The organism is Azospira sp. (assembly GCF_030247495.1).
Classification (GTDB): Bacteria; Pseudomonadota; Gammaproteobacteria; order Burkholderiales; family Rhodocyclaceae; genus Azospira; species Azospira oryzae.
Genome location: NZ_JAOTRW010000004.1, coordinates 171,105 through 192,937, shown reverse-complemented (window position 1 = coordinate 192,937; position 21,833 = coordinate 171,105). Strand labels below are relative to the sequence as shown.

Annotated in this window: 28 protein-coding genes; 26 read left to right on the top strand and 2 right to left on the bottom strand. The window is 62.4% G+C overall.

Going from position 1 to position 21,833, the window contains the following annotated elements; genetic code table 11:
• Position 1 precedes the first annotated feature (1 nt).
• The 3 genes from OEL49_RS06820 to OEL49_RS06810 are packed head-to-tail and all read left to right on the top strand — an operon-like array spanning position 2 to position 2,819.
• Positions 2–1,510 (top strand): DUF935 domain-containing protein, encoded by a 1,509-nt coding sequence (locus OEL49_RS06820; RefSeq protein WP_287874274.1) that lies wholly within the window; start codon positions 2–4, stop codon positions 1,508–1,510.
• Entirely contained in the window at positions 1,510–2,307 is a 798-nt protein-coding gene (locus OEL49_RS06815) for a phage minor head protein (protein ID WP_287874273.1), read from the top strand. The genes OEL49_RS06820 and OEL49_RS06815 overlap by 1 nt, the downstream gene beginning before the upstream one ends.
• Positions 2,304–2,819, top strand: a complete 516-nt coding sequence (locus OEL49_RS06810) for a phage virion morphogenesis protein (RefSeq protein WP_287874272.1) — start codon at positions 2,304–2,306, stop codon at positions 2,817–2,819. The genes OEL49_RS06815 and OEL49_RS06810 overlap by 4 nt, the downstream gene beginning before the upstream one ends.
• 15 nt (positions 2,820–2,834) lie before the next feature.
• Here OEL49_RS06810 and OEL49_RS06805 read toward each other — a convergent pair whose 3' ends face one another.
• Positions 2,835–3,152: a hypothetical protein gene (locus OEL49_RS06805; RefSeq protein WP_287874271.1), complete on the bottom strand. Its 318-nt coding sequence runs from the start codon at positions 3,150–3,152 to the stop codon at positions 2,835–2,837.
• A 268-nt stretch (positions 3,153–3,420) separates the two neighbouring features.
• Here OEL49_RS06805 and OEL49_RS06800 point away from each other — a divergent pair, with 268 nt between their 5' ends.
• The 11 genes from OEL49_RS06800 to OEL49_RS06750 all read left to right on the top strand — a co-directional run bounded on the left by OEL49_RS06800 (position 3,421) and on the right by OEL49_RS06750 (position 9,393).
• On the top strand, positions 3,421–4,581 hold the full coding sequence (locus tag OEL49_RS06800) for a hypothetical protein (RefSeq protein WP_287874270.1): 1,161 nt from the start codon (positions 3,421–3,423) through the stop codon (positions 4,579–4,581).
• A gap of 45 nt (positions 4,582–4,626) precedes the next feature.
• Entirely contained in the window at positions 4,627–5,568 is a 942-nt protein-coding gene (locus tag OEL49_RS06795; RefSeq protein WP_287874269.1) for a hypothetical protein, read from the top strand.
• A 3-nt stretch (positions 5,569–5,571) separates the two neighbouring features.
• On the top strand, positions 5,572–5,802 hold the full coding sequence (locus OEL49_RS06790; protein WP_287874268.1) for a hypothetical protein: 231 nt from the start codon (positions 5,572–5,574) through the stop codon (positions 5,800–5,802).
• Positions 5,799–6,134, top strand: coding sequence for a DUF2190 family protein (locus OEL49_RS06785; RefSeq protein ID WP_287874267.1), 336 nt, complete (start codon positions 5,799–5,801; stop codon positions 6,132–6,134). The genes OEL49_RS06790 and OEL49_RS06785 overlap by 4 nt, the downstream gene beginning before the upstream one ends.
• Before the next feature lie 3 nt (positions 6,135–6,137).
• On the top strand, positions 6,138–6,548 hold the full coding sequence (locus tag OEL49_RS06780; protein WP_287874266.1) for a gp436 family protein: 411 nt from the start codon (positions 6,138–6,140) through the stop codon (positions 6,546–6,548).
• 1 nt (position 6,549) lies between these two features.
• Positions 6,550–6,990: a phage tail terminator protein gene (locus tag OEL49_RS06775; RefSeq protein ID WP_287874265.1), complete on the top strand. Its 441-nt coding sequence runs from the start codon at positions 6,550–6,552 to the stop codon at positions 6,988–6,990.
• On the top strand, positions 6,990–7,349 hold the full coding sequence (locus OEL49_RS06770) for a hypothetical protein (RefSeq protein ID WP_287874264.1): 360 nt from the start codon (positions 6,990–6,992) through the stop codon (positions 7,347–7,349). The genes OEL49_RS06775 and OEL49_RS06770 overlap by 1 nt, the downstream gene beginning before the upstream one ends.
• The gene (locus OEL49_RS06765) at positions 7,346–7,804 is read left to right on the top strand and encodes a hypothetical protein (protein WP_287874263.1); all 459 of its coding nucleotides are present in this window, start codon (positions 7,346–7,348) and stop codon (positions 7,802–7,804) included. The genes OEL49_RS06770 and OEL49_RS06765 overlap by 4 nt, the downstream gene beginning before the upstream one ends.
• Before the next feature lie 9 nt (positions 7,805–7,813).
• A complete protein-coding gene (locus OEL49_RS06760; protein ID WP_287874262.1) occupies positions 7,814–8,221 on the top strand; it encodes a hypothetical protein in 408 nt (135 codons plus the stop codon).
• Between the two features lie 93 nt (positions 8,222–8,314).
• Positions 8,315–9,055: a hypothetical protein gene (locus OEL49_RS06755; protein ID WP_287874261.1), complete on the top strand. Its 741-nt coding sequence runs from the start codon at positions 8,315–8,317 to the stop codon at positions 9,053–9,055.
• A 2-nt stretch (positions 9,056–9,057) separates the two neighbouring features.
• On the top strand, positions 9,058–9,393 hold the full coding sequence (locus tag OEL49_RS06750; RefSeq protein WP_287874260.1) for a hypothetical protein: 336 nt from the start codon (positions 9,058–9,060) through the stop codon (positions 9,391–9,393).
• Positions 9,394–9,504: 111 nt separating this feature from the next.
• On the opposite strand, the gene OEL49_RS06745 is transcribed toward OEL49_RS06750, so the two are convergent.
• Positions 9,505–9,681 (bottom strand): hypothetical protein, encoded by a 177-nt coding sequence (locus OEL49_RS06745; protein WP_287874259.1) that lies wholly within the window; start codon positions 9,679–9,681, stop codon positions 9,505–9,507.
• On the opposite strand from OEL49_RS06745, the gene OEL49_RS06740 reads away from it, so the two are divergent.
• The 12 genes from OEL49_RS06740 (at position 9,680) to OEL49_RS06690 (ending at position 21,731) form a co-directional block, all read left to right on the top strand.
• On the top strand, positions 9,680–12,976 hold the full coding sequence (locus OEL49_RS06740; RefSeq protein ID WP_287874258.1) for a phage tail tape measure protein: 3,297 nt from the start codon (positions 9,680–9,682) through the stop codon (positions 12,974–12,976). The genes OEL49_RS06745 and OEL49_RS06740 overlap by 2 nt on opposite strands.
• On the top strand, positions 12,976–14,421 hold the full coding sequence (locus OEL49_RS06735; RefSeq protein WP_287874257.1) for a hypothetical protein: 1,446 nt from the start codon (positions 12,976–12,978) through the stop codon (positions 14,419–14,421). Before OEL49_RS06740 ends, OEL49_RS06735 begins: the two co-directional genes overlap by 1 nt.
• Positions 14,418–14,792, top strand: a complete 375-nt coding sequence (locus tag OEL49_RS06730) for a hypothetical protein (protein WP_287874256.1) — start codon at positions 14,418–14,420, stop codon at positions 14,790–14,792. Before OEL49_RS06735 ends, OEL49_RS06730 begins: the two co-directional genes overlap by 4 nt.
• A gap of 9 nt (positions 14,793–14,801) precedes the next feature.
• A complete protein-coding gene (locus tag OEL49_RS06725) occupies positions 14,802–15,803 on the top strand; it encodes a hypothetical protein (protein ID WP_287874255.1) in 1,002 nt (333 codons plus the stop codon).
• On the top strand, positions 15,800–16,579 hold the full coding sequence (locus OEL49_RS06720; protein WP_287874254.1) for a hypothetical protein: 780 nt from the start codon (positions 15,800–15,802) through the stop codon (positions 16,577–16,579). Before OEL49_RS06725 ends, OEL49_RS06720 begins: the two co-directional genes overlap by 4 nt.
• Positions 16,580–17,001: 422 nt before the next feature.
• Positions 17,002–18,060 carry a hypothetical protein gene (locus tag OEL49_RS06715; RefSeq protein WP_287874253.1) on the top strand — a complete coding sequence of 353 codons (1,059 nt, stop codon included), beginning with the start codon at positions 17,002–17,004 and terminating at the stop codon, positions 18,058–18,060.
• The gene (locus OEL49_RS06710; protein WP_287874252.1) at positions 18,053–18,571 is read left to right on the top strand and encodes a hypothetical protein; all 519 of its coding nucleotides are present in this window, start codon (positions 18,053–18,055) and stop codon (positions 18,569–18,571) included. The genes OEL49_RS06715 and OEL49_RS06710 overlap by 8 nt, the downstream gene beginning before the upstream one ends.
• Positions 18,571–18,873 carry a hypothetical protein gene (locus tag OEL49_RS06705; protein WP_287874251.1) on the top strand — a complete coding sequence of 101 codons (303 nt, stop codon included), beginning with the start codon at positions 18,571–18,573 and terminating at the stop codon, positions 18,871–18,873. Before OEL49_RS06710 ends, OEL49_RS06705 begins: the two co-directional genes overlap by 1 nt.
• On the top strand, positions 18,870–19,088 hold the full coding sequence (locus OEL49_RS06700; RefSeq protein ID WP_287874250.1) for a hypothetical protein: 219 nt from the start codon (positions 18,870–18,872) through the stop codon (positions 19,086–19,088). Before OEL49_RS06705 ends, OEL49_RS06700 begins: the two co-directional genes overlap by 4 nt.
• A gap of 131 nt (positions 19,089–19,219) precedes the next feature.
• Positions 19,220–19,393 (top strand): Com family DNA-binding transcriptional regulator, encoded by a 174-nt coding sequence (locus OEL49_RS17395; RefSeq protein WP_414635385.1) that lies wholly within the window; start codon positions 19,220–19,222, stop codon positions 19,391–19,393.
• The gene (locus OEL49_RS06695; RefSeq protein ID WP_287874249.1) at positions 19,374–20,192 is read left to right on the top strand and encodes a DNA adenine methylase; all 819 of its coding nucleotides are present in this window, start codon (positions 19,374–19,376) and stop codon (positions 20,190–20,192) included. Before OEL49_RS17395 ends, OEL49_RS06695 begins: the two co-directional genes overlap by 20 nt.
• 1,089 nt (positions 20,193–21,281) lie before the next feature.
• Complete coding sequence (locus OEL49_RS06690) at positions 21,282–21,731, top strand: TIR domain-containing protein (RefSeq protein WP_083833943.1); 450 nt, start codon at positions 21,282–21,284, stop codon at positions 21,729–21,731.
• The last annotated feature ends 102 nt before the right edge of the window (positions 21,732–21,833 follow it).

Here is a 21,833-nt window from a genome sequence, read left to right as displayed (position 1 = left end):
CATGGCCCAAGGCATCTACATCAACGAGCATCAATTCGTCAGGTTCTCCGAGGCCGGCAAGGCGGCGAGTCTGTCCGAGCAGATCGCAACCCGGGGCCGCAGCACGGACTTCTTCAGCCTGGGAACGCTGCTCCCCAACCCGGACCCGATACTCAAGGCCAGGGGCCAGGACTTGCGCGTCTACCGTGAGCTGCGTTCCGATGCCCACGTCGGCGGCTGCGTCCGTCGCCGCAAGGCGGCCGTAAAGGCACTGGAGTGGGGCCTGGATCGGGAGAAGGCCAAGAATCGGGTGGCCAAGAACATCGAAGCCATCTTCGCCGACCTGCAGCTGGAGCGCATCATCGGCGAGATTCTCGATGCCGTCCTCTATGGCTACCAGCCCCTGGAGGTTTCCTGGGGAAAGGTCGGGGGGCTGGTGGTCCCCGTCAATGTGGAGTCCAAGCCGGCCGAGTGGTTCGGCTACGACGACAACAACAAGCTGCGGTTCAAGAGCCGCTCCAATCCGGTCAATGGTGAAGAGCTGCCGCCCATGAAGTTCCTGGTGGCCCGCCAGGAGCCCACCTATGCCAACCCCTACGGCTTCCCCGACCTGTCCATGTGCTTCTGGCCCATCGTCTTCAAGAAGGGCGGGGTGAAGTTCTGGCTCAACTTCGCCGAGAAGTACGGTACGCCCTGGGCGGTCGGCAAAACCCCGCGCGGAACGCAACAGAGCGAAAAGGACCAGCTGGCCGACAACCTGGAAGCCATGATCCAGGATGCGGTGGCCGTGATCCCGGACGATTCCTCGGTGGAAATCCTCGAGGCGGCCGGCAAGTCGGCCAGCGCCGATCTGTACGAGCGCCTGGTCATGTACTGCCGCTCCGAGGTGAGCATTGCCCTGACCGGCACAAACCAGACGGTGGAGGCCAACTCCAACCGGGCCAGCGCCACGGCCGGCCTGGAAGTGGCCGACGATATCCGGGATGGAGATGCGGGAGTTGTGGCAGAGACGCTCAACGAGCTGATCCGCTGGACGGTGGAGCTGAACTGGAGCAGCACCGAGCGGCCGGTGTGGTCGATGTGGGACCAGGAGTCCCAGGACAAGCTGCAGGCTGACCGCGACAAGTCGGTATCCGAGTCCGGCGCCAGGTTCACCAACCGCTACTTTGAACGCGCCTACGGTTATAAGCCTGGTGACCTGGCTCCCCAGGTCGGTGGCCCGGCCGACACCGAGGTAACGCCGCCGGCCCAGTTCTCCGAGGGAGGTCTGCCAGCGCCGACCTACGCCGAGGTGGCGGCCGATACCCAGGCCAGGGAAGGGGCGCAGGCCTGGGCGTACATCCTCAAGCACGTGCGCCTGATCATTGACCAGGCCGAAACCCTGGAAGATGTACGGGACAAGCTGCTGCAGGCCTTTGGTGACCTGCCGGTGGAGCGCCTGGCCAAGGTCATGGAGCTGGGCTTTTCCGCCGCCGAGCTGGCCGGTGTGGCTGACGTGGTCCAGGAGACCGGCGTCGGCGGGAAAAGCTGATGGCGGCCATCAACTTCCCGCCCCAGGGAGATGCAAAGGCGGTGGCCCGGCTACCGTTCCAGGAACAGATCGACTTCTTCATGGGCAAGCTGGCGTTACCGACCGAGCGGTGGGACGACATCCAGACGGCCGCCCATGACCGGGCCTGGGTAGTTGCCGGCGCCCAGGCCGCCGATCTGCTGCAAGACCTGGCCGACGCCGTGGCCAAGGCCATCGCCCAGGGCACCACCCTGGAGCAGTTCCGCAAGGACTTTGACAGCATCGTCGGCCGCCACGGCTGGTCCGGCTGGACCGGCGACGGCACCAAGGAAGGCCGGGACTGGCGGACCCGGGTCATCTACCAGACCAACCTCAACACCAGCTATTCCGCCGGCCGGCTGAAGCAGCTACTGGACCCCGACCTCCTGAAGGTAAAGCCGTTCTGGACCTATCGGCACCGGGACTCGGTGCTGCACCCCCGCCCTCTGCATGTGTCATGGAACGGCATCACCCTGCCGGCAAACCATCCATGGTTCCAGACCCACTACACCCCCAACGGCTGGGGCTGTCAGTGTTACATCGTGGCCGTCAGCATCAATGATGCGAAGGCCTGGGGCTTGCGCATCCTCGACAACCCGCCAGACGACGGCATCGATCCCCGGACGGGCGCCCCCATGGGTATCGACAAGGGCTGGGACTACATGCCCGGCGCCAGGGCCAAGGACGAGCTGCAGGCCTTCGTGGATGACAAGCTGATCCGGCTCTCTCCTCAGATCGGGGCCGCCCTGGCGGCCCATGCCGCCTCGGTGCTGCAATGAGCATGGTCAAGCTCGAGGCCAACGAGCTGGCCGTCCAATCGGCCCTGGCGGCCAAGGTGAAGAGCCTGCAGCGCCCGCGTCCGTTGCTCCTGGCCATCGGCGAACACCTGGCCGAGACTACCCGCATGCGCTTTGTGGAGTCCCGGGCGCCAGACGGCAGCCGCTGGGCGTCCAACAGCCAGACCACCATGGAGCGCTACATCGGGGAGCGGGGGGGCTACAGCAAGAAGACCGGACGGATCATTTCCCGGGGGGCCGCCCTGGCCCAGAACAAGAAGCCCCTGGTAGGGGCGACGCGGCAGCTGGGCAGCCAGATTCTCTACCAGGCAACCGATGCGGTTCTGCAGGTCGGCTCCAACCGCATCCAAGCGGCGGTAATGCAGTACGGCGCCGACAAGGGCTCCCTGGGAGGCGGGGCTCCCTGGGGCGACATTCCGGCGCGGCCCTATCTGGGGCTGTCCGCCGGCGACCGCTCCGCCATATTGGAGCTGATCGCCGGCTACCTGGAGTGATCCAGGTGGGGCTCTCTACTTCTTTTGACGCTTGTTGATCAGGTATCCCTGGGGCGCCTGGAAAGGCGCGCAGTTCCCATTGGCGTGCCACTGCTTGTCGTTTGCGTGAAGATAGATGTAGTCGCAAAAGACCATCTCGCCAGTGGCCGTATCCAGTCTGAGCACCCCCATGAATTGCTTTTCTGGGTTGTCGGGGGCGGAAGTGAAGGTGGCCTCAATCACTTGAAAGCGACCGACTTGCGGAAGTTGCTGGGGGTGTGACTGCTCCTGGGCGATGGCGGCGGTTGCGCCCAGAGCGGCGAGGGTGATACCGAGCAGGATCTGTTTTTTCATAGGGCCTCTTGAGTGGGAAGGGTGAGCGCGAACAGTAGAGCCCCACAATCGCGCCAGGATCGATTTTTTCGCCTTGGCGTGAATCACGGGCGCAGGAGGTCCGCTCTCATCGCCAGTAACGCGCCAGTAACGGCCCCTGATGACAGACGAAGGTCATAACGAACCCCGCAAAATCGCCAACCCCCCCCTTTCTCCCCCTCCGGTAGTCGTTCCACTGCCGACATCCGCCCCCCTGCCAACCGTACTGCCCGGCATCCAAACTGCCGGCATGGATACCAAAACCGCCCCCCAGCCTCCCAAGGCACCCAAGCTCCTGCACATCTTCAAAGCTGGCAAGCGCACCACGGCAGCCGGGGAAGAGATCGAGTTCACCGAGGCCGACCTCCGGGCAACCGCCGCAGCCTACGACCCGAAGCTGCACAAGGCGCCCCTGGTGATCGGCCATCCGAAGACCGACGATCCCGCCCAAGGCTGGGCCAAGGCCCTGACGGCCGGCAGCAAAGGCCTGTATGCCGAGCCCATGAAGGTCGCTCCCGAATTCGCCGAGAGCGTCAATACCGGCCGCTACGGCACGATTTCCTCCAAGTTCTATCGGCCCACGGACCCCAACAACCCGGTCCCGGGCGTCTGGTATTTGCGCCATATCGGCTTCCTTGGTGCCGAGCCCCCCTCCGTCAAGGGCATGGATGAGCCGGAGTTTTCCGAGGATGACGACGGCTGCGTCTGCTTTACCGAAGGGGTTGAGTTCTCCGGCTGGGCAGACACCCAGGTCGCCTTCCTGTTCCGCCGCATGCGTGACTGGTGGATCAGCAAGTACGGCCTGGAAGAGGCCGACAAGGTTATCCCCGATTACGCCGTGGCCAACCTGGAAGACGAAGCCCGCCAGGAGCGGGCGGAAGAATCCGGCCAGCTCGGCCCCGCCTTTTCTGACCCGCCCACCACCACCCAGGAGAAAGACACCGTGAAACCGGAAGAAGCGGCCGAGCTGCAGGCCAAGAACGCCCAGTTGCAGCAGCAAATCTCTCAGCTGCAGGCGCAGTCCCGCCAGGCAGAACTGGCCAAGCGCCACGACGACAACGTGGCCTTTGCCGAGGCTCTCACCGGCAAGCTCAAACCGGAACAGCGCCAGGTGGTTGTGGCCACCCTGGACCACCTGGCCAGCCAGGAAACCCCGGTGGAGTTCGGCGAAGGCGAAAGCAAGAAGCCCCTGACCGAAGCCTTCAAGGGCCTGTTCTCCGGTCTGCCCGACCTGGTCGAGTTTTCCGAGCTGGCCACCAAGGACAAGGTTGCTGGTCAGCCGGAGGCTGATGCTGAGTTCTCGGAGAAGCGTACCGATGCGGATCGCCTGGCCATCCATGACAAGGCAACGGCCCTGGCCGCCAAGGAAGGTATCCCCTACGAGGACGCCGTCCGCCGTCTCATCAAGTAATAACCGGCCGGCGCTGCCTGCCTCAACCTAGAAGGAGTCGCCACCATGGCTGACCGTCTCAAGTCGCTCCGGGTCGTCGATCCGGTTCTCACCAGCATCGCCCGGGGCTACAGCAATGCCCAGTACATCGGCGAATCTCTTTTCCCCATCGCCATCACCGAAAAGGAAGGGGTCGTCGTTCCCCTGTTCGGCAAGGAGTCCTTCCTGCTGTGGGATACGGAGCGGGCCATCCGGGCTGCTTCCAATGTCATGGTCCCCGACGGCATCGGTGAGCTGGACGTGGTCCTTCGGGAACACGACCTGGCCTACCCGGTGGATTACCGGGAAAAGTCCGAGTCCATGTTCGACGCCGAGTCCCGCGCCGCCAAGCGGGTGAAGGATGCCATCGATCTGCGCCGGGAATACGCCTGCGCCGCTCTGGCTCAGAATCCGAATAGCTTCCAGGCCGGGGCAAAGAAGGCTCTCTCTGGCACTGCCCGCTGGAGCGGCAATGGCGGCGACCCCATCGCTGACGTGGAAGCCGGCAAGGAAGTGATCCGCGGCCGGATCGGCAAGCGGCCCAACACCATCGTGATGGGGGCCTCCGTTTATCAGTCCCTCAAGTTCCACACCAAGCTGCAGGCGGCCCTGGGTTCCCAGGAACGTAAGCTGGTTACCCTGGAGCATCTCAAGATGCTGTTCGGCGTCGACGACATCCAGATCGGCGAAGCCCTGGGCGGTTCCGGTGCCGGTAACAAAATCACCACCGACGACATCTGGGGCGACAACGTGATCCTGGCCTATGTGGCCAAGCCCAACGCCAGCCGCAATGCCGACTATGAAGAGCCCAGCTTCGGCTACACCCTGCGCCTCAAGGGTATGCCGGAAACCGACAAGTACGACGGCGGCTCCGGCGGCAAGGTCCAGAACGTCCGCCATACCGACATCTACAAGCCCGTGATCGTCGGTGCCGATGCCGGCTATCTGATCTCCGACACCAACGCCTAAGCCATGACCACCAAGCGCTATCGCGTTGTCGGTATCGACCTGGACCTCGGGGGTGGAAACACCATCCCCGAGGGGGGTGAGGTCGATCTGGACGATGCCGCCGCCAAGGATGCAGAGCGCTGGCTGGAGCCGGTAACGGCAAAGACCAGTGATCCTGCTGTTGTCACCCCCCCCGCTGGTAACGGTAAGAAAGCCACCGCCGCCGGCAAAAAACAGGAGCAAGTGAAGAAATGAACCAAACCCAAAAAGTAGTGCTGGTGCACTCGCTGCTGGCCCTTTCCGATCTGCCGGAGCGCCGCTTTGTCGGTTTCGACGGCGGTTTGTGCGCGGCCGGTGCCAAGGCCATCGGCGTTGTTGAGGCCGACACCGAGTCCGGTAACGTTGCTCCGGCCAATGTGCTGGGCATCATGTTGGTGGAAGCCGGTGCGGCCGTTTCCGCAGGCGCCGATGTCCAGTCCGATGCTGCGGGCAAGGCCATTCCCAAGGATGCAGGCCTGTCCAACGGCATCGCCTTGGATGCGGCCCTGGCGGATGGTGACCTGATCCGTATCGTCCGGGGCATCTAAACCATGTCCTACGCCACCGTCGCTGACCTGGTCGCCGAGTTCGGGGAGCGTGAAATCCGTGATCTGACGGATCGTGCCGACCCTCCGGCCGGCGAGATCGACGCGACGGTGGCCAACCGGGCTATCGTCCGCGCCGAGACGACCGTCAATGGTTACCTGGCCGGCCGCTATACCCTGCCGGTCCCGGCCGAGGCTGTCCGGGGCTATGTTCTCGACCTGGCCCGTGGCTACCTCTACGTCAGCGTGATGAACGACACCGTCAAGGCCCGCTACGATGCCGCCATGAAAGACCTGGTGTCCATCGGCAAGGGGCTGATGGCCCTGCCGGTTGCCCCGGCCACCGTACCGATGCCGACCCCGGCCGCCAGCGGCATGGTCGTCCGGACCCGCCCCCGCACCTTCGGGGAAAGCTGACATGTTCACCCCTGTTGAGGAAGCCCTGCAGCGGCGCGTCGGTGAGCTGCTGCCGAAATTCAAGGATAGAAGCCCGTCCCTCGGTGACCTTCTGGACGAAGCCGCCAAGCTGCCCGCCCTGCCGGCAATCCCCATCGCCTACGATGGTTACAAGCCGCTGACCCAAACCGGAGCCGATGCCAAGGTGGAAAGCACCTGGCTCCTGGCCATTGCCGTTGCGTCCTCCGCCCAGGCCGGCGCCGCCCAAAGAGCCAAAGGTGAGGCGCTGGCCCTGGCTGATACCTTGCTCAAGGGGCTGCTGGGATGGCGGCCCGCCAAAGGCTATTCCCGCTTCACCCTGGCCCCGGCCGGCGGGCCGCTCTGGCTCCCCAAGCGCGGGCTCTACCTGTTGCCGGTGGCGGTGGCCACCACCCACACCCTGACCGGAGTGGAGGAGGACTGATGGCAGCCACCTCGTTTGACCTGGTCGGCCCCCATGCCATCGAAATGGGCTTCCCCTGGGAGTTCCTTTTCACCCGCCTCAACCCTGACCGAACCCCAATTGATCTGACCGGCTGCCGCGCCGAGCTGGTACTGCTCGATGCGACCGATCCTACGGCGGCACCGCTCCGTTTCAATACGGAAAGCGGGCATGTCGCCCTGGGCGGCGCCGAGGGAACGACGGCCATCCGCCTGAGTGGCGAAGACACCCGGGGCATTGCTGAGACCCATAGCCGTTACCGGCTGACATTCGTCGACGCCTCCGGTAACGCATCCCTCTTCTTCAGGGGGCGGGTGGCTTACCTGGAGGCGGCCGGGTGAATCGTGAAATTGTCGAGGTCATTACCCGGGAGCTGGCCGTCATTCATAGCGGCAAACCCGAGGTCGTGGCGATTCAAAACCACCACCTGGAGGTGGTCGAGGTGGCCAGCGGCAACATGGCGGCATCAGATGCAGCATGGCAGGCTGGCCAGTTTTCCCCTGGCGACGGTTCCACCACCTTCCGCATTCCTGACTTGCGCGGAGAATTCCTGCGTGGCCTGGACGATGGTCGGGGTGTGGATACTGGACGCGCCATAGGCAGTGATCAAGAAGATGACTTCAAAACCCATAGCCATGCGCAGTATGCCTCCGCGGTCTTTATTAGCGGGGGTGGCGTTGGTGCTGCTAGAGGTATGTATGGAGGAGCAACTGTCCAGAACCCGGGGACGTTGTCGACTGGCGGCACAGAAACCCGTCCGCGCAACGTGGCCATGCTGGCCTGTATCAAGTACTGAAGCATGACCATGGAAAAGATCGTTTCTCAGCTCGATGACGCGGGCTACTTCGTGGGGCCGGCGGTGGCCGATGCATGCCAGCGGGAGCCGGGCGTGTTCATCATTCCCGGTGGATGCATTGAACTGGCACCGCCCCAGGTAGAGCCCGGAAAGCGTTACCGGCCCGAGGCTGGTGCCTGGGTGGCAGAAGACATCACGCAACCGGAAGCGCCGCTGCCGGAGACGGTGCCGGATCGCCGCGCCGAGATCATGGGTGCCCTGGCCGCCATCGACACCGCCAGTATTCGCCCGGCCCGGGAGGTTGCTGCCGCCCTGGTCGCGGGAAAGCCGGCGCCGGAATTCCCTGCCGCCAAGCTGCTGCAGCTGGAAGCCGACGCCGCCGCATTGCGCCAGGAACTGGCCGACCTGTCCCCTTAACTGCCGACACCCGCCCCCCTGCTGACCTCCGGTGCAGGGCCTTAGCATGGCCCTGTCGCTATTCAATCCGCCCTGGATTTACCGGAGATCACTATGCCCTACAGTTCTGCCGCCATCCTCAAGGGGGCTCCCTACCTGGCCCCCTATGGAACAAAAACCCCGGAGCCCCTGGGTAACTCTTCCAAGGTTAGCTATTCCGTCGAGTTGGACGAGAAAGAGCTGCCCGATTACGAAAACTCGGGCGGCGGTGTCGATACCAAGTCGACCCGCGTCAAGTCCGCCAAAATCGTTATCAACTTGCGCAAGGTGCCGGTCAAAAACCTGGAACTGGCGTTGGGCGGTAATGCTACTTCCTTCGCGGCCGGCAACGTTCCTGCAGAAGCCCATACGGCGGGTAGCACTGGTTCTCTGGTGATGCTTGATTTCCCCCAGGACATGACCCAGCCCATGACCGTTACCCCGGATGCCGGCGTCGATCCCTACGTTGAGGGTGAGGACTACCGGCGTGTTCGCGCCGGCTTCGTTCTCCTGGAAGGGGGTGCCATCGCGGCTGATGAAAAATTAAAAGTGGCCTACAGCAAGTTGGCTGGCCACAACATCGAAGCCCTGGTCGATATCAACCGGGATTACTACCTGGTTCTTGACGGCGTCAATGAGGTAGATGAGACGCCCGTCCTGGCTGAGTTCTACAAGGTGAAATTCACCCCCGCCAAATCCATCGAATTCATCGGCGACGACTTCGTCTCCCTCGACCTGGAAGGCACCCTGCAAAAGGATGAGACCAAGACCGGCGTCGGCCTCTCCAAGTACATGCGCGTGCGGACGGGCTTCTAACCATGGCCATGCGCGTTGAGAATACCTTTCCCCTTGAAGGCGTCCGGGATATCAAGGTCAGGGAACTGACCGTCAAGGAAATCCGCGCCTGGCTGGCCGACGGCATGATGAAAGACCTGGAAAAGCTCTCTGCCGTCGATCTGGTCCTGCTCGGTGACGTGAGCCTTCCCGATCTGAAGATCATGACCGACATCACGGACGAAGAGATCGAGGAGGCGACCCCGTCTCAGCTGGAAAGCCTGCGGGACTTCTGCAAGGAGGTGAACAAGGGTTTTTTCGTGCTGCGGAAGACGCTGGAGGAGGCGGGGGCCAAGGCGTTAGCCAAGAGCGCAGCCTGACTTGGCTGGAAAACCAGGCCTTGGCTCTGGCCGAACTAGGGCACAGCCAGGTCTGGGACTACCCGTGGCGCGTCTTCATGCAGGCACTGGGCCGGCATCAAAAGAAGTAGGTCAGCCCCGGGCCAGCGCGTAGAGAAAGGTGGCCGCAAAGGCAATACCGCCAAGTGCCAGGGCACCAAGCAGCAACAAGGCCATGCCCTGGCCAGCAGCGGGATACAAGAGCGCAACCGCACCCAGCAAGCCCCCGGCCCAGGGGGCAACTTCCAAGGACTTGTGAGAAACCTTCATGGCGTCTGGCTCCGATTTAGTCGTTGCGCTAAAACTTACCGGCGATGCGAAAAGCGCGGTAGCGGCTCTCGAAGAGACCCGCAAAGCCCAGCTTAGCGCGTTTGCATCCGGGAGGGAAGCAGCCGACAAGGCCTATATCCAGTGGCGCCTTGGGGAGGCCGAGCTGAAGCGCCTGGCAGCAACGGCCAAGGATTCGGGCGGCAGCCAGGAGGTGCTGGCCAAGGCCACGGCGTCGGCCGCCAGTGCCACACGGGCAGCAAAGGAGCAGTGGGTAGCGGAGACGGCCGCGCTGATGAACCGCCGGACCGAGCTGGTCGCCAATGCCGCCGCTCTGGATCGGGCACGCCAGGCCGAAGCGCTGGCGGCCGCCGAGGCCGAACGCTACGCGGCAGCCACCAAGGCCCAGGCCGAGCGCGCCCAGCAGGCATCCCGGCTCAGTACCGCCCGGGACAACCTGGGCGTCACCCAGTTCCGTGACATCGATCGGCAGATCGCCCAGGTTCAGGCCTCCTACAACCGCCTGGCTGCCAGCGGCAAACTGTCGGCCGCCGAGCTGGCCCAGGCCCAGCTGAAGGTGATCGAACGCACCAAGGAACTGCAGGCCGCCAAGAATGGGTTGCTGGGCACCTTTGAGAAGGTCCGGGCGGGCGCGGTGGCTCTGGCTGCCCAGTTCTATATCCTGAGCCTGGCCGCCCGCCAGGCCATGGCCATGGAAACCGCCATGGCCGAAGTCTCCAAGGTCGCCGACTTCAAGTCGCCCAAGGAGCTGGAGCGCTTCAAGACCCTGCTGGAAGACCTCACCCAGACCCTGCCCTATACCGCCCAGGAGTTGGCAGGCATGGCGGCGGCCGGTGCCCAGATGGGCATCCCCACCGACAAGCTGAGTGAGTTCGTGCAACTCGCCGGCACCATGGGCATTGCCTTCCGCATGTCGGCCGAGGACGTCGGTAACGCCATCGCCAAGCTGATGAACGTTTTCCACCTCTCCATGGAGCAGGTGCAAGACCTCGGTGACACTATCAACTACCTGGGCAACAACACCAACGCCACCGAGAAGGACATCCTCAACGTCATGACCCGGGTGTCGGGCATGGCCAATATCTTTGGTCTCTCTGCCCGCCAGACTGCCGCCCTGGCCACGGCCTTCCTCTCCCTAGGCCGCCCCCCGGAAATTGCAGCAACGTCCATCGCCGCGCTGCTACAGAAGCTGGCGACCGTCGAAAGTGCAGAGGCCAAGGCCCAGGAGGCCTTCAAGCGTACAGGCCTCTCCATCACCGAGTTCTCGACCATCCTGAAGACCGAGCCCCAGCAGGCGGTAGAGACGTTCCTGGGAGCCCTGGAGCGGCTGCCGAAGTCGGTCAAGATCGACGTGCTGTCCGGCTTCATCGGCAGGGAGTACGCCGACGATATAGCCTTGCTGGCGGAGGGGGTGGATAAATACCGGGATGCCCTGAAGCTGGCTGCCTCCGAAGAAGCCAAGGGCGGCGTCGGCCGGGAGGCGGCCAAGCAGGCAGGCACTACCGAGGCCGCCATCAAGCGGATGACGGAGCAGGTCAAGGCCCTGGGGGATGCTCTGGGAACGCCGTTCCTTCCTGCTATCACAGCAATAGCCAATGCTCTCATGGCAATGACTGCTGGCGTCCGAGATTTCGTAAAGGATATTGGTGCAGTTGGGGGATTCATTGTCATTGGCTTGGCCGTAGCAAATAGCATTGGGACGCTACGTGTGGCGCTGGGGTCATTGGCTTGGATGGCGGGAACGGTTTCTGCCCGTTTTGGCGTTGGTGCGGGCCTGGCTGGAACACTGACCACTGCCACGGCAAATATGAACCTGATGGCCCCCTATTTGGCCCGCCTCAATGTCGGAGCGGCAAGTTTGGCTACCGGCTTCTATGCTGGTGGAAAAGCCGTGGAGTGGTTCTATCAGCGCTTCATGGGGGGGCAGGAACTGGACGACGAAAGCGCCCGAATCTCCCGCGCTGTTCAAGTCCATAAAGAGTTCAACGCCCAGATCGAGCGCCTGAAATCCGCCGGCCTTACCGAATCCGCCGAGAAGCTGCGGGCATTGAAGCAGGCCGTCCTGGCCGATCCCAATGCCGATATCGGCCGCACCCTGGCCACGGCTACCGACTGGGCCAACAAGATGATCGGCCTGCACCAGGAGCTGGAAGGCCAGAAGAAGAAGCTCGCCGAGGCGTCTGCGCAACGCCAGGCTGTGCTGGCTGGCAAGGAAGTCCTGGAAGAGGAAAAGGCCATTGAGGCCCGTATCAAGGCGGTGCAAAAGCTCGCCGAGAAGAAGAAGCACGACATGGAGGAAGCCCTCCGTGACGTGGAGCGTTACCGCCAGGCCGCTAGCGCCGCCTACGAGCGGGCTGCTGACATCCAGATGTCCACCGCTGACCGGGTCCGGGAGCTTCGCCGCCGGGACATGTCCGAGTCGGCCCAGCAGGCTGATATCGCTGCCCAGGCCCAGCAAAAGCTGGCGGCCGCAGCAGCCCGCGCCGCCGAGGCCGTGCGCCTGTCCGGCAAGGGAGATACCACCGGGGCTGAAAAGGCAGCAGCAGCGGCCGAGTCCCTGGCCAAGCAGGCCGAATCCCTGGGCAGCAGCCTGAAAAACACCGGCCAGGCCATCGGCATCGTGGAGAAGGCCGGGAAGATCGCAGCCGACGCCGCCAAGACGGCTGGCGATGCAAACCAGAAGGCCGCCGAAGGCGCCGCTACCAAGGCGGCCTCTTTGAAGGAGCAGCTGGCCGACCTGGCCACCCAGCTCGATGAGCTGGAGAAGAAAAAGCGCCTGATCGAGATCGATGCAAACATCGAGGCAGCCCAGGCCAACATCACGGCAATCCAGGCCTCTCTTGATGCGCTGCAGGACAAGACGGTCACCGTTACCGTTGTCCAGAACACGGTAGAGGCCCACAGCGTCGGTGGTTTGGTCGGCATTGCTCCCCAGCGCTTCAACTCCGGGGGGCATCTTCCCGGATATGGTGGCGGTGACCGCATCCATGCGCTGCTGGAGGCTGGTGAGGTGGTGATCCGTAAAGAAGCAGTCCGCTACTACGGTCTCGGGACCATGTTGAACTACAACGCCATGCGCGCCCCTCTGCCGGCGTTCGCCGTGGGCGGCCTGGTAGGCATCCCCGGTGCGGCCGCTGCAAACGGGAGCAGCTCCCGCGACGTTGTGGACGTCAATCTTTCCCTGCCGGGGTTGCAAGAGCCGGTGCGGGTGCAGTCCGACCGCAGCGAAGCCGAGCGCCTGGTGGCTGCACTCAATCAACTGAGCCGGGTGGCCTGATGGCTTCTTCCGCCCTTTCTTTGCACTTCGGCCGGGGTGAGCCGCCGAGCCGTGATCTGCGGGACTACCTGGCAGAGGACGATAAGTGGATTCTCGGCGAGTGGGTGGCTGATGATGAAAACATGTCGTACTGGGACGCGCCGCCCAAGCCTGAGTGGGTCGAGCACTTCCAGAACAACTACATGGCCGACAGAGCCCGCTATCGCTTCGTCGCCGATGCCGGAGACAGAATGGCCGAGGCCTGGAGACGCTATGAAAACCCGGACCAGCCGGCTGAGACACCCGCATCTACCGGCATTAATTTGAGGCTATCCACGGCCATGCCGTCCCTGGAATCTGGCGGCATTGGACAGGAGACACGCCTGCAGACGGCCCTGCGGCTGACCTTCGGCGTGCCCAGCACCTTGGGCAAGGTGAGTCGCTCCCTCTTTGCGACGGCAGCGCAGGCGGAGATCAACCTGATATTTGATTTTTCCAAGTTGCAAGGGGCGTCTTTCTCCCTGCGGACGCCCTCGCATTCGCCTTTGTTCCTGGGTTCGTTTAGGTACCACGGCGACGTCCTTATCGCCAACAACCAGTTCGGCCTGGTCCTGAACTGCGGCAACTTCGATGTCGGTACGGTCACCTATCGGGAACCCCCGGCCACGCTCCCCAGTTGGCGGCTCGAGGAGGATGGAGATTTCACTGTGCGGCCCGAAGGCGTTGATGCCTCGAAATTTACGCTGACCCTTGAGCGTCCTGACGGAAGGTGCATCCAGGATCATGTGCGGTGGAATGTCTTCACGGCAGGGGAGTTGAAGCCGGAGCTGATGATCGGCGCCGGCCCTGATTCGCTCGGGGTCATCGATACCGCCCCCATGGCTGGCACCTATCGCGTCTACCTCGACTTCCAGGCGGGGTACTCAGGCTTCTACGCCATGTATCAGGGGCATGACTATACGACCTATGCCCATCGAATCTTGAACAAGGCAGGGGCTCTGGAAATTCAGTCCGCCAGCATTGGCAATGGCCGCCCGGTGAATGGACGGCACCTAGTGCAGTTTGAGGTCTATGACGACCAGGACATGGCGGTGCAGGCCCTGGCCAAGCACCAGACCTATAGCAGCCAGGACGACAACGGCGAGTGGTCGCTGGTGGCGGTCTGGCCAGAGGGCGGCAAGATCCGTTTTCGCAACCCCTGGCCCTTTGCTGTGACCCTGGCTGGTTTCTCCCTTCGGGCTTACTACCAGCTGCCCTTGGCCGGTGAACGGATCGTCAGCAGCTCTTCCGAGAAGACGACCCTGCAGCCTGGTGAGGACGTTGATATCCCCCTACCAGAGGGCCGCCTGAATCTTCGGGGCGCTGGTGCCCTGCCGTCCGAGTCCCAAGTGATATCTCGATGGACCGTTACCTACGTCATCAGCGACGGTTCTGGTGGCGGTGGTGAAAAGGAGGTGGCAGCGTGATCCGTCTCGATACTTTGTTTTTGCCGGACGGCCTGTTGTGGACGGATGAGTTCTCCTGGATTCCGGTGAGCGGTGCCTCGGATCGCGCCCTGGATGGGTCGGAGCTGAACTACTCAAGCGCCCTGGTTGGCGGCCGGCCCATCACGCTCGAATCCGGGAAATGGATCAAGCGTTCCGACGTCGAGGCGTTGCAGGAACTGGCGTCCCGGCCGAAGGCCATCTACACCCTGGTGCTGCGGGGGAAAAGCTACCAGGTGCGCTTCCGCCATGAAGAAAACCAACAGGCGTTCACTGCACAGCCCGTGTGGCCCATGGCCAACTATTCACCTTCCGATAACTACACCGCTTCCCTGAAGCTCAAGACCGTATAGGAGCCATCCATGCCCATTGCAGGTAACGAACTAATCTTCCGCCGGGCCGCCTTGGCCTCCGATACGGTGCCGGCCCAGAACGGGGGGCGCATGACCAGCGCGGCCGTCGTCTCCAGCGTGAAGAACAATCTCTTCCCCGACGTTACCCAGGCCCAGCGCCTGGCCGGCGCCGAGCACTACCGCAAGGTCTTCCTCCACGTGGCCAGCGCCGCTGAAGCGGAAATGATCGACGCCAAGGTGTTCCTCGAGGACGTCACGCCAGGTGATGGATACGTGCTGCTCTACGCCGGCACCCAGAGCGACACGCAAAACGAAGTCATCGGGCGCCCCTATGGCGTCGGTCGCCTGGCGGCCGCTATCGCTGCAGATGCGCTGCAGCTGGTGGTCGATTTTGAGCATGCCGAGTTCGCTAACCTGCGACCGATCCGGGTAGGCGATGCCATCCGCGTGGCGAACATGCCGGCCACCGGCGGTGGCGGCGCCGAGGCCTTCGCCATGGTCGATAACGTTATCTGGTCCGGCCTGACGGCCACAGTAACGCTTACCGCCGCCCTCGGTGCCGCATTTGATCCGGCGGCCGGGGCGGTGACCGTGGCCAGCGTCCTTACCTATGCCTCGGTCAAGGCCGGTGCCTCGGTGCCGGTTGCCGCTACGGCAGGAGGAACCCATAGCGGTGCCAAGCCGGCCGGCAGCAATCGGGGCACGGTGCTGCAGAACTGGACCCTGACCTTTACCTCTTCCACGGCCTTCCGCCTGGATGGTGACGTCCTGGGCGTCGGGGTGGCCAGCGGCACCACGGCGGCCGCATTTGCGCCGGCCAACCCTGCGGGCGGTGTCTATTTCTCCATTCCGTCCGATGTCTGGGGCGGTTCCTGGGTCGCCGGCGACACGCTGACGTTTTCCACCGAGCCGGCCGCCATTCCGTTGTGGCTGCAGCGGGTCACTCCGGCCGGTGCCGCTTCGGTCTCCGGCGACAACGTGGCAATCGGCATCCAGGGAGAAAGCGCATGACAACTCCCTACATGACCGACTTCAACCACACCGGCATCACCGGCCTAGCCGATGCCATTTTGAGCAATGCGATTGCTTGTGGCTTTGAAGAGATAACGGCCGCTGCAGCCTACGGGCTAAAGCAGTTCGGTGTGGCCACAGCGGAAGGTCCGACTGAGGACTTTCCCACCTGGAACGTGGATGACAGCACGGGAAATCTTAGAATCGGAGCGGCCATTCGGGGTGTCGCCTTTACGAGCTGGGTCAGCGCTGCCATCCCGAGTGGTGCAGATGTCCATTGCGTTTTGAACGGTATCACCGGCTCCTGGCGGATTGAAGTTAATGGCATCTTGACCATTGCGGGGAGCCGGGTACGCCGCTATCCGAGTGACATGCACGAAGGCATCTTCCCGCGTTACCTGGCTGTGAGTCTCGGCCCGGTTTCAGGGTATTGGTCCCCATCCTGGTCTGGGATTGCTCATGCCGGTGCCGGCTTCGACGCTGCCGATACAACCCAGGCCCAGGGAATTCTATTCTCCCCGTTGTTCCAGCCAACCTGGTATCCGGGTAATCCCATGCCCGGAGAACGCGTGGCAGGAGGTATGGCGCCCACCATCGCCCCGATCTTCCCGGTGGTCATGGCGCCGAGCAAGATGCCATGCTTCTACATGGGGGAGTTGATGGACCTGATGGCCGCAACGGACGGGTTCACCGTCGGTGAAAATGTCGTTCCCGGCTGGGCGGTGGCCAGGGTCGGTGACACCGGCCCCTTCTTCGCTGTCCCTGACGGGTTCTAAGAGTGCTTATTTTCTCCAGCCCGCTCGGCCTCGATGCCCTGGGGGTGTCCCTGGGCGCGACGTCACCCGAGCCTCAACCAGGAGCTATAAGTGGCCGCCTGGTCATGCCCTGGGCGACTACGGTTGCAGTTTCGGGCCGGGCTGAATTGATGTGGGCAAATACCCAAGTCGTTTGCCGCACGATAGCTTTCCCCTGGTCAGAAAAGCTGGCGGGTGGGCTGCGTCTGGAATGGGCATCGAGGGTTTCACGCCGGATGGCATTTGCCTGGGGAAAGACTACGCCTGTGGCAAAGCGCCTGGTGGCGCCCTGGGCCTTAACCTCCCCGTTGCAGGGGAGCGTGGTGTTCCCATGGGATATCAGTTCCCGGTACCGGGCGGCCGCCAGCTGCCGGCTCCCCTGGACTGCTCCTGCGGATGGCCAGGTGATCGATTCCAGTGTGGTGCTTTTGGCTGGTGACGGTCGCTGGTTGAGCCCGCGCCGGGTAACGGTTTCCGCCTCTGAAAATTCCCCTTATTGGCAGGCTGATATCACCCTGGGCGGTGAGGAAGAGTTCCTCCAGCTCGAAACCGGGGAGCAGCTGACGCTGACGATGTGCGGCTATACCTTCTCCCTGCGCCTCGATGGGCGGGGCGAGAATGCACAGGGGCCTGCAGGGCGGACCTGGAGCGCCAAGGCCCTTTCCCCTGTGGCTTGGCTGGATACCCCTTACGCGCTCTCGGGCGATATCTCATTCCTCGCCGGCACCACCGCCAAAGAAGCGGTGGAGTCTCTGCTTGGCGGTGTAGTAACGCTGGCCTGGAGCCTGCCGGACTGGACTCTTCCGACAGCTGGCCTGGCCTTTACGTCCGCCACCCCACTGGCTGCAGCCAGAAGCATCGTCGAGGCCATCGGCGGGCTTCTGGAGTCCCGGCCCGATGGCAGCGTGGTGGCCAGGCGTCGGTATCGCGTCGCCCCTGCAGACTTCACCAGCGCGGTCCCGGACGTGAATCTCTACGACTCGGAAGCCACTGTCCGCAGCACGTCCACCATCAACGTCGAGATCGTGAATCGTCTGACCATCGGAAACGGGGGCGCCTCAGATAGCTCGAGCGACCGTATCGAGTTTGAGGCCGACACTAACCCCTTGAGTGGAACGGTGCGCGCCTGGCCGAGCCCGTGGCGGCCGGTCAGCCTGGTGCATACCGGCCGCCCGTCCGTTTCCATAACGCCGAAGGGCATCCGGGTCTGGGAGATCGAAGAGACCGTCGAGTTCAAGGATGGCGCCGCCCGGCTATCAACGCCTGCCCAGGCGCTTCTGGAGGTGACCTGGCTCCATACCGATCTTGGCGGAGTACTGCTCGATGGTGACACCCTGACGGCTTCCTACGGCCTGGGGTACAGCCTGGCCAAGGTTCGCTATTCAACGAGAGCCTACGTCTGGGCCGTCGCTGACGACCAGGTGGAGGAAGTGCAATTTCTACTGGAGGACGCTGATGAGTAATGTAACGGTGCGGGTTCAATTCGGCGCCAGTACCAGCGCCAGCGATCATCTGTCTGCCGTCGTTGATGATCGGGCAGCCGGCCCGAACGCTGGGAAGACCTCGTTTCTTCCCGGCGACACGGCATGGTTCCTGGTGCATCGCTCCGAAGGCATCGAGCTGAAGCTGGATTCTTCTGCCGGCAGCATTGTGGGCGGCAATGAGGTGACCCTGGTCAAGACGGAAGATATCTCTTTCGAGAATTCGGCTGCAGGATCGTTGCCGGTACCGGCCAAGGCCATCACCTCGGTGCTTTGGATCGGCCGTAGCCTGGGAGGCATCAAGCTTGGAGGTGATGGCCTGAGCCTGACCGCCGATGAATCCGGGGTGGCCATTGCCCGTATCACCTATACCTGTCGGGCGGTGAGTTATGGGTTGGTGGCACCGGATCGGGTTGCTGGCCTGGTGGACTTCGATGTGCTGGTACTGATCACCGGCAGCCGGCCCACGACCGAAGTCGAGGAGGATGCTTGATGGACGGCCTGGTTGAAGTGTATCGGGGTGCTGGGGATCGACGCGGTGCCGACGTGGAAGTGCCCCTGCTTGAGGGTGAGGCAGCTCTTCTGGAGCGGGGCTGGGCGGAAATGAACGACCGGGCAACGCCCAGGGAGTCGGTCACCACCACCTGCGCCCCCAAGGCCGGGATGCTGCCGGGAAACATCGCCAAGGGCTTCCCGTCTGGCCAGGCCCCCTGGGTAGGCCGAATCGTCAGCGTCTCATTCACGGCCGACAACGTGCGCTGCAGCGCCAATATCGGCCTGGAGCGCCCGCTGTGAGACACGCCCTGGGGGAACTGCGCCGGCTGCTGCAGGGGCCGGATGCCTCGACCGGAGTCGTGGCCTCTGTCCAGGGCGACGTGGTCAAGGTGGCCACCCGCGTCGGCCTGCTGACGCTAAAAGCCTCCGGCACCGTTACCGCCGGAGATCGAGTAACCATTTCTGACGGGGTGGCAAAGCCGGCGCCGAAGGCTGGCAAGAGCTACCCGGTGTAGGGAAGAACGGTGCGACCGCTGGGGGTGCAGGAACACCCCCAACGGCCACCTCCCGCAGAAGCAGCCTGCGTTTAGCCAAGGCACCGTTACCGTCGCGACGGCGGGCCGAAGCCTAACACATAGGCGTTACCGTGAAGGAAATCCGCTGTAGTAGTTGCAACAAGAAGCTGGCCGAAGCCGATTACCGGCGCCTGGCCATCAAGTGCCCCCGCTGTGGGGTGATGAATGACCTGAAGGCCACCGAGCCTCCCGATCCAGCGCCAAGTGCGCGAAAGGAGAGCCTCTGTGACCACACCGTTCCTTAACAATCCGGCAAGTCCCATCATCCCCTGGCTGGGTGGAAAGCGCCGCCTGGCCGACCGTCTGATCCCCTTGTTCCCCAAGCATGAGTGCTACGTGGAACTGTTCTGCGGTGGAGCCGCCCTCTACTTCCTCCGGCCGGTACCGGCGAACTGCGAAGTCATCAACGACATCAACGGCGAGCTGGTAAATCTCTACCGAGTGGTCCAGCACCACCTGGAAGAGTTCGTACGGCAGTTCAAGTGGGCGCTGTCCTCCCGCCAGGTCTTCAAGTGGCTGCAGGAAACCCGGCCAGAAACCATGACCGACATCCAGCGGGCGGCCCGCTTCTTCTACCTGCAACATCACGCCTTCGGCGGGAAGGTTGAAGGGCAGAGCTTTGGCACGGCCACCACCGCGCCATCGATCAATCTTCTCCGCATCGAGGAGAACCTCTCTTCCGCCCATCTGCGCCTGGCTGCCGGCACCCTGGTGGAGAACCTGCCCTGGCTGGAGTGCCTAGCCAAGTATGACCGTCCCCATACCTTCTTCTATGCGGACCCTCCCTACTGGCAGACTGAAGGCTATGGCGTCCCCTTCGGCTTTGAGCAATACGAGGCGATGGCCAAGGCCATGAGCAGCTGCAAGGGCAAGATGATGGTCAGCATCAACGACCACCCGGACATCCGCCAGGCGTTCGCCGGCCTGGTCTTTCACGAGCTGGGGATCAAGTACAGCGTAGGGAACAACCAGGGCGCTCCAGGGGAGAGCCGGGAGCTGGTGATAACGAACTACGAGCCCGGGGTGATGGGCGGGCTATTCTAAGGGTAAGCACTACGACAAATCGAGCGCGGCCCTAAATGAAGGTTAGGGCTTCGCCAGCTTCCGGCCAGGAGCAGCCGGTGGTCGAGTAGCCAGAAAGCAGCTGTATAATGCCATTGGCACTTCCGGTACTTGCAGCATTTCCACGTCACCACAATGAAAGGGATATATGTCAATTTCCTGCACTCTTCAGCTCAAAGGATCTGACTCTCTAATCCAAGGGGTAACTCTTCAATGTGTCCCAGATATCGGTCAAACGCTTTACCTTGACGGAAATATTCAAGCTGTTGTCAGTAACATTTACCACGAAATATCTGCAACGGGAAATACACACAAAATCGTCATCCAGTACATACATGGTTGATATGCAAGCCCGTTAACTTGGAAGTCGAGCGGGATGGCCTGCAAGCTGCCCTAGTAGGTTTCCCTAACTCGACAAATACCACTTCGGGTGGGAAGCTCCCGTAAAGAAATGGCCGATCTGTAACCAGAATCGGCCATTTTTTGTTGTGTACGCTACCGAACGCACTACGACAAATCTCGTGCAAAACTACGACAAATCGAGCGCGGCCCTACATTGTTGATTTGCGGCTGGGTTCCGCCGTTGCCCGGCGGGCGTACTTTTCTTAACCGCTAAGAAAAGTAGCCAAAAGAAGGCGGACCCTCACCCCCGGCCCTGCGGGCTTCCCTGCGCTGCTCAGTCGGTCGGGGCGGCTGCGGAACTCGGCCCTTCGGGCCTCAGACAGTCCTCGCCGAATGCCCCCCGCCCGCCTTGCGCTGCTCGGCGGGGGTGGAAGGGGATGGAAAACCGGTGGTGTAGCGAACGCGATCGCATTGGTTGGGGGTGGTGGTTTAGTTACTTGGGATATGCGATTGGCAACTTTCTGTTGCGGTGTGGGTTTGCTGACGGTAACTTTGAGGCTGTCCGGTTTTACGGATTTTTAGCGGGGCCAGTAATCGGAAGGTTTGATGAATCCGTTGCAGGACAAGCGATTCGGCTGTCCGGTGTTCCAGGATATTGGACAGCCCCATTTTTATTGGACGTTTTTGTCGTCTACTACTAGTTAGGTTTTTTCCCCCTCCAATACCATCATGCCTAAAACCACACTGTTTATTGGATCATCCTCTGCTGCCCGCTCCCAAGCAAAAGCGGTCGTGAAAAAGTTTACGAGCGCAACCTTGGAGTTTCTGCCTTGGTGGGACGACGCATTCATCGCAGGTAGAACATTGCTCGAAGAGTTGGACAACATAAAAGACAAAGTCGATGGTGCAGTTTTGCTGTTCTCTCCCGAAGCAGAAAGTACAGTGCGTGGAAAGCCTGTCTGGACACCGAACCTGAATGTCTTGTTTGAGTTTGGCTATTTCTACGGCCACTTCGGAAAGGAGAAGGTGGCCATGATGAAGTACGGAGACTTTTACCTTCCTTCCGATTTCGGGGGCTACATACATATTTTCGGGAGTGAGTTTTTCAAACGTGGGGCTGTAGTTCAAGTCGGGAAAAGAACAACCCGAGAGTTCTCCAGTTGGGTCGCTAAGGTCTAAAAACCTAACATGGCGCTCAACCTCGCTCCTTTCAGTCGCTGGACGCTGCGCGATAAACCCGCGCAGCGCCGGTTAGCTCTACGTTAGCCCCCGGAGCCATCG

Excerpts from the sequence above, each read along its gene's own strand:
- OEL49_RS06690 (WP_083833943.1), top strand. The coding sequence starts at position 21,282 with ATGCCTAAAACCACACTGTTTATTGGATCATCCTCTGCTGCCCGCTCC.
- OEL49_RS06760 (WP_287874262.1), top strand. The coding sequence starts at position 7,814 with ATGGAAAAGATCGTTTCTCAGCTCGATGACGCGGGCTACTTCGTGGGG.
- OEL49_RS06770 (WP_287874264.1), top strand. The coding sequence starts at position 6,990 with ATGGCAGCCACCTCGTTTGACCTGGTCGGCCCCCATGCCATCGAAATG.
- OEL49_RS06740 (WP_287874258.1), top strand. The coding sequence starts at position 9,680 with ATGGCGTCTGGCTCCGATTTAGTCGTTGCGCTAAAACTTACCGGCGAT.
- OEL49_RS06820 (WP_287874274.1), top strand. The coding sequence starts at position 2 with ATGGCCCAAGGCATCTACATCAACGAGCATCAATTCGTCAGGTTCTCC.
- OEL49_RS06745 (WP_287874259.1), bottom strand. The coding sequence starts at position 9,681 with ATGAAGGTTTCTCACAAGTCCTTGGAAGTTGCCCCCTGGGCCGGGGGC.
- OEL49_RS06705 (WP_287874251.1), top strand. The coding sequence starts at position 18,571 with ATGGACGGCCTGGTTGAAGTGTATCGGGGTGCTGGGGATCGACGCGGT.
- OEL49_RS06790 (WP_287874268.1), top strand. The coding sequence starts at position 5,572 with ATGACCACCAAGCGCTATCGCGTTGTCGGTATCGACCTGGACCTCGGG.
- OEL49_RS06810 (WP_287874272.1), top strand. The coding sequence starts at position 2,304 with ATGAGCATGGTCAAGCTCGAGGCCAACGAGCTGGCCGTCCAATCGGCC.
- OEL49_RS06735 (WP_287874257.1), top strand. The coding sequence starts at position 12,976 with ATGGCTTCTTCCGCCCTTTCTTTGCACTTCGGCCGGGGTGAGCCGCCG.
- OEL49_RS06775 (WP_287874265.1), top strand. The coding sequence starts at position 6,550 with ATGTTCACCCCTGTTGAGGAAGCCCTGCAGCGGCGCGTCGGTGAGCTG.
- OEL49_RS06720 (WP_287874254.1), top strand. The coding sequence starts at position 15,800 with ATGACAACTCCCTACATGACCGACTTCAACCACACCGGCATCACCGGC.
- OEL49_RS06755 (WP_287874261.1), top strand. The coding sequence starts at position 8,315 with ATGCCCTACAGTTCTGCCGCCATCCTCAAGGGGGCTCCCTACCTGGCC.
- OEL49_RS06780 (WP_287874266.1), top strand. The coding sequence starts at position 6,138 with ATGTCCTACGCCACCGTCGCTGACCTGGTCGCCGAGTTCGGGGAGCGT.
- OEL49_RS06815 (WP_287874273.1), top strand. The coding sequence starts at position 1,510 with ATGGCGGCCATCAACTTCCCGCCCCAGGGAGATGCAAAGGCGGTGGCC.
- OEL49_RS06800 (WP_287874270.1), top strand. The coding sequence starts at position 3,421 with ATGGATACCAAAACCGCCCCCCAGCCTCCCAAGGCACCCAAGCTCCTG.
- OEL49_RS06710 (WP_287874252.1), top strand. The coding sequence starts at position 18,053 with ATGAGTAATGTAACGGTGCGGGTTCAATTCGGCGCCAGTACCAGCGCC.
- OEL49_RS06785 (WP_287874267.1), top strand. The coding sequence starts at position 5,799 with ATGAACCAAACCCAAAAAGTAGTGCTGGTGCACTCGCTGCTGGCCCTT.
- OEL49_RS06795 (WP_287874269.1), top strand. The coding sequence starts at position 4,627 with ATGGCTGACCGTCTCAAGTCGCTCCGGGTCGTCGATCCGGTTCTCACC.
- OEL49_RS06805 (WP_287874271.1), bottom strand. The coding sequence starts at position 3,152 with ATGAAAAAACAGATCCTGCTCGGTATCACCCTCGCCGCTCTGGGCGCA.
- OEL49_RS06750 (WP_287874260.1), top strand. The coding sequence starts at position 9,058 with ATGGCCATGCGCGTTGAGAATACCTTTCCCCTTGAAGGCGTCCGGGAT.
- OEL49_RS06725 (WP_287874255.1), top strand. The coding sequence starts at position 14,802 with ATGCCCATTGCAGGTAACGAACTAATCTTCCGCCGGGCCGCCTTGGCC.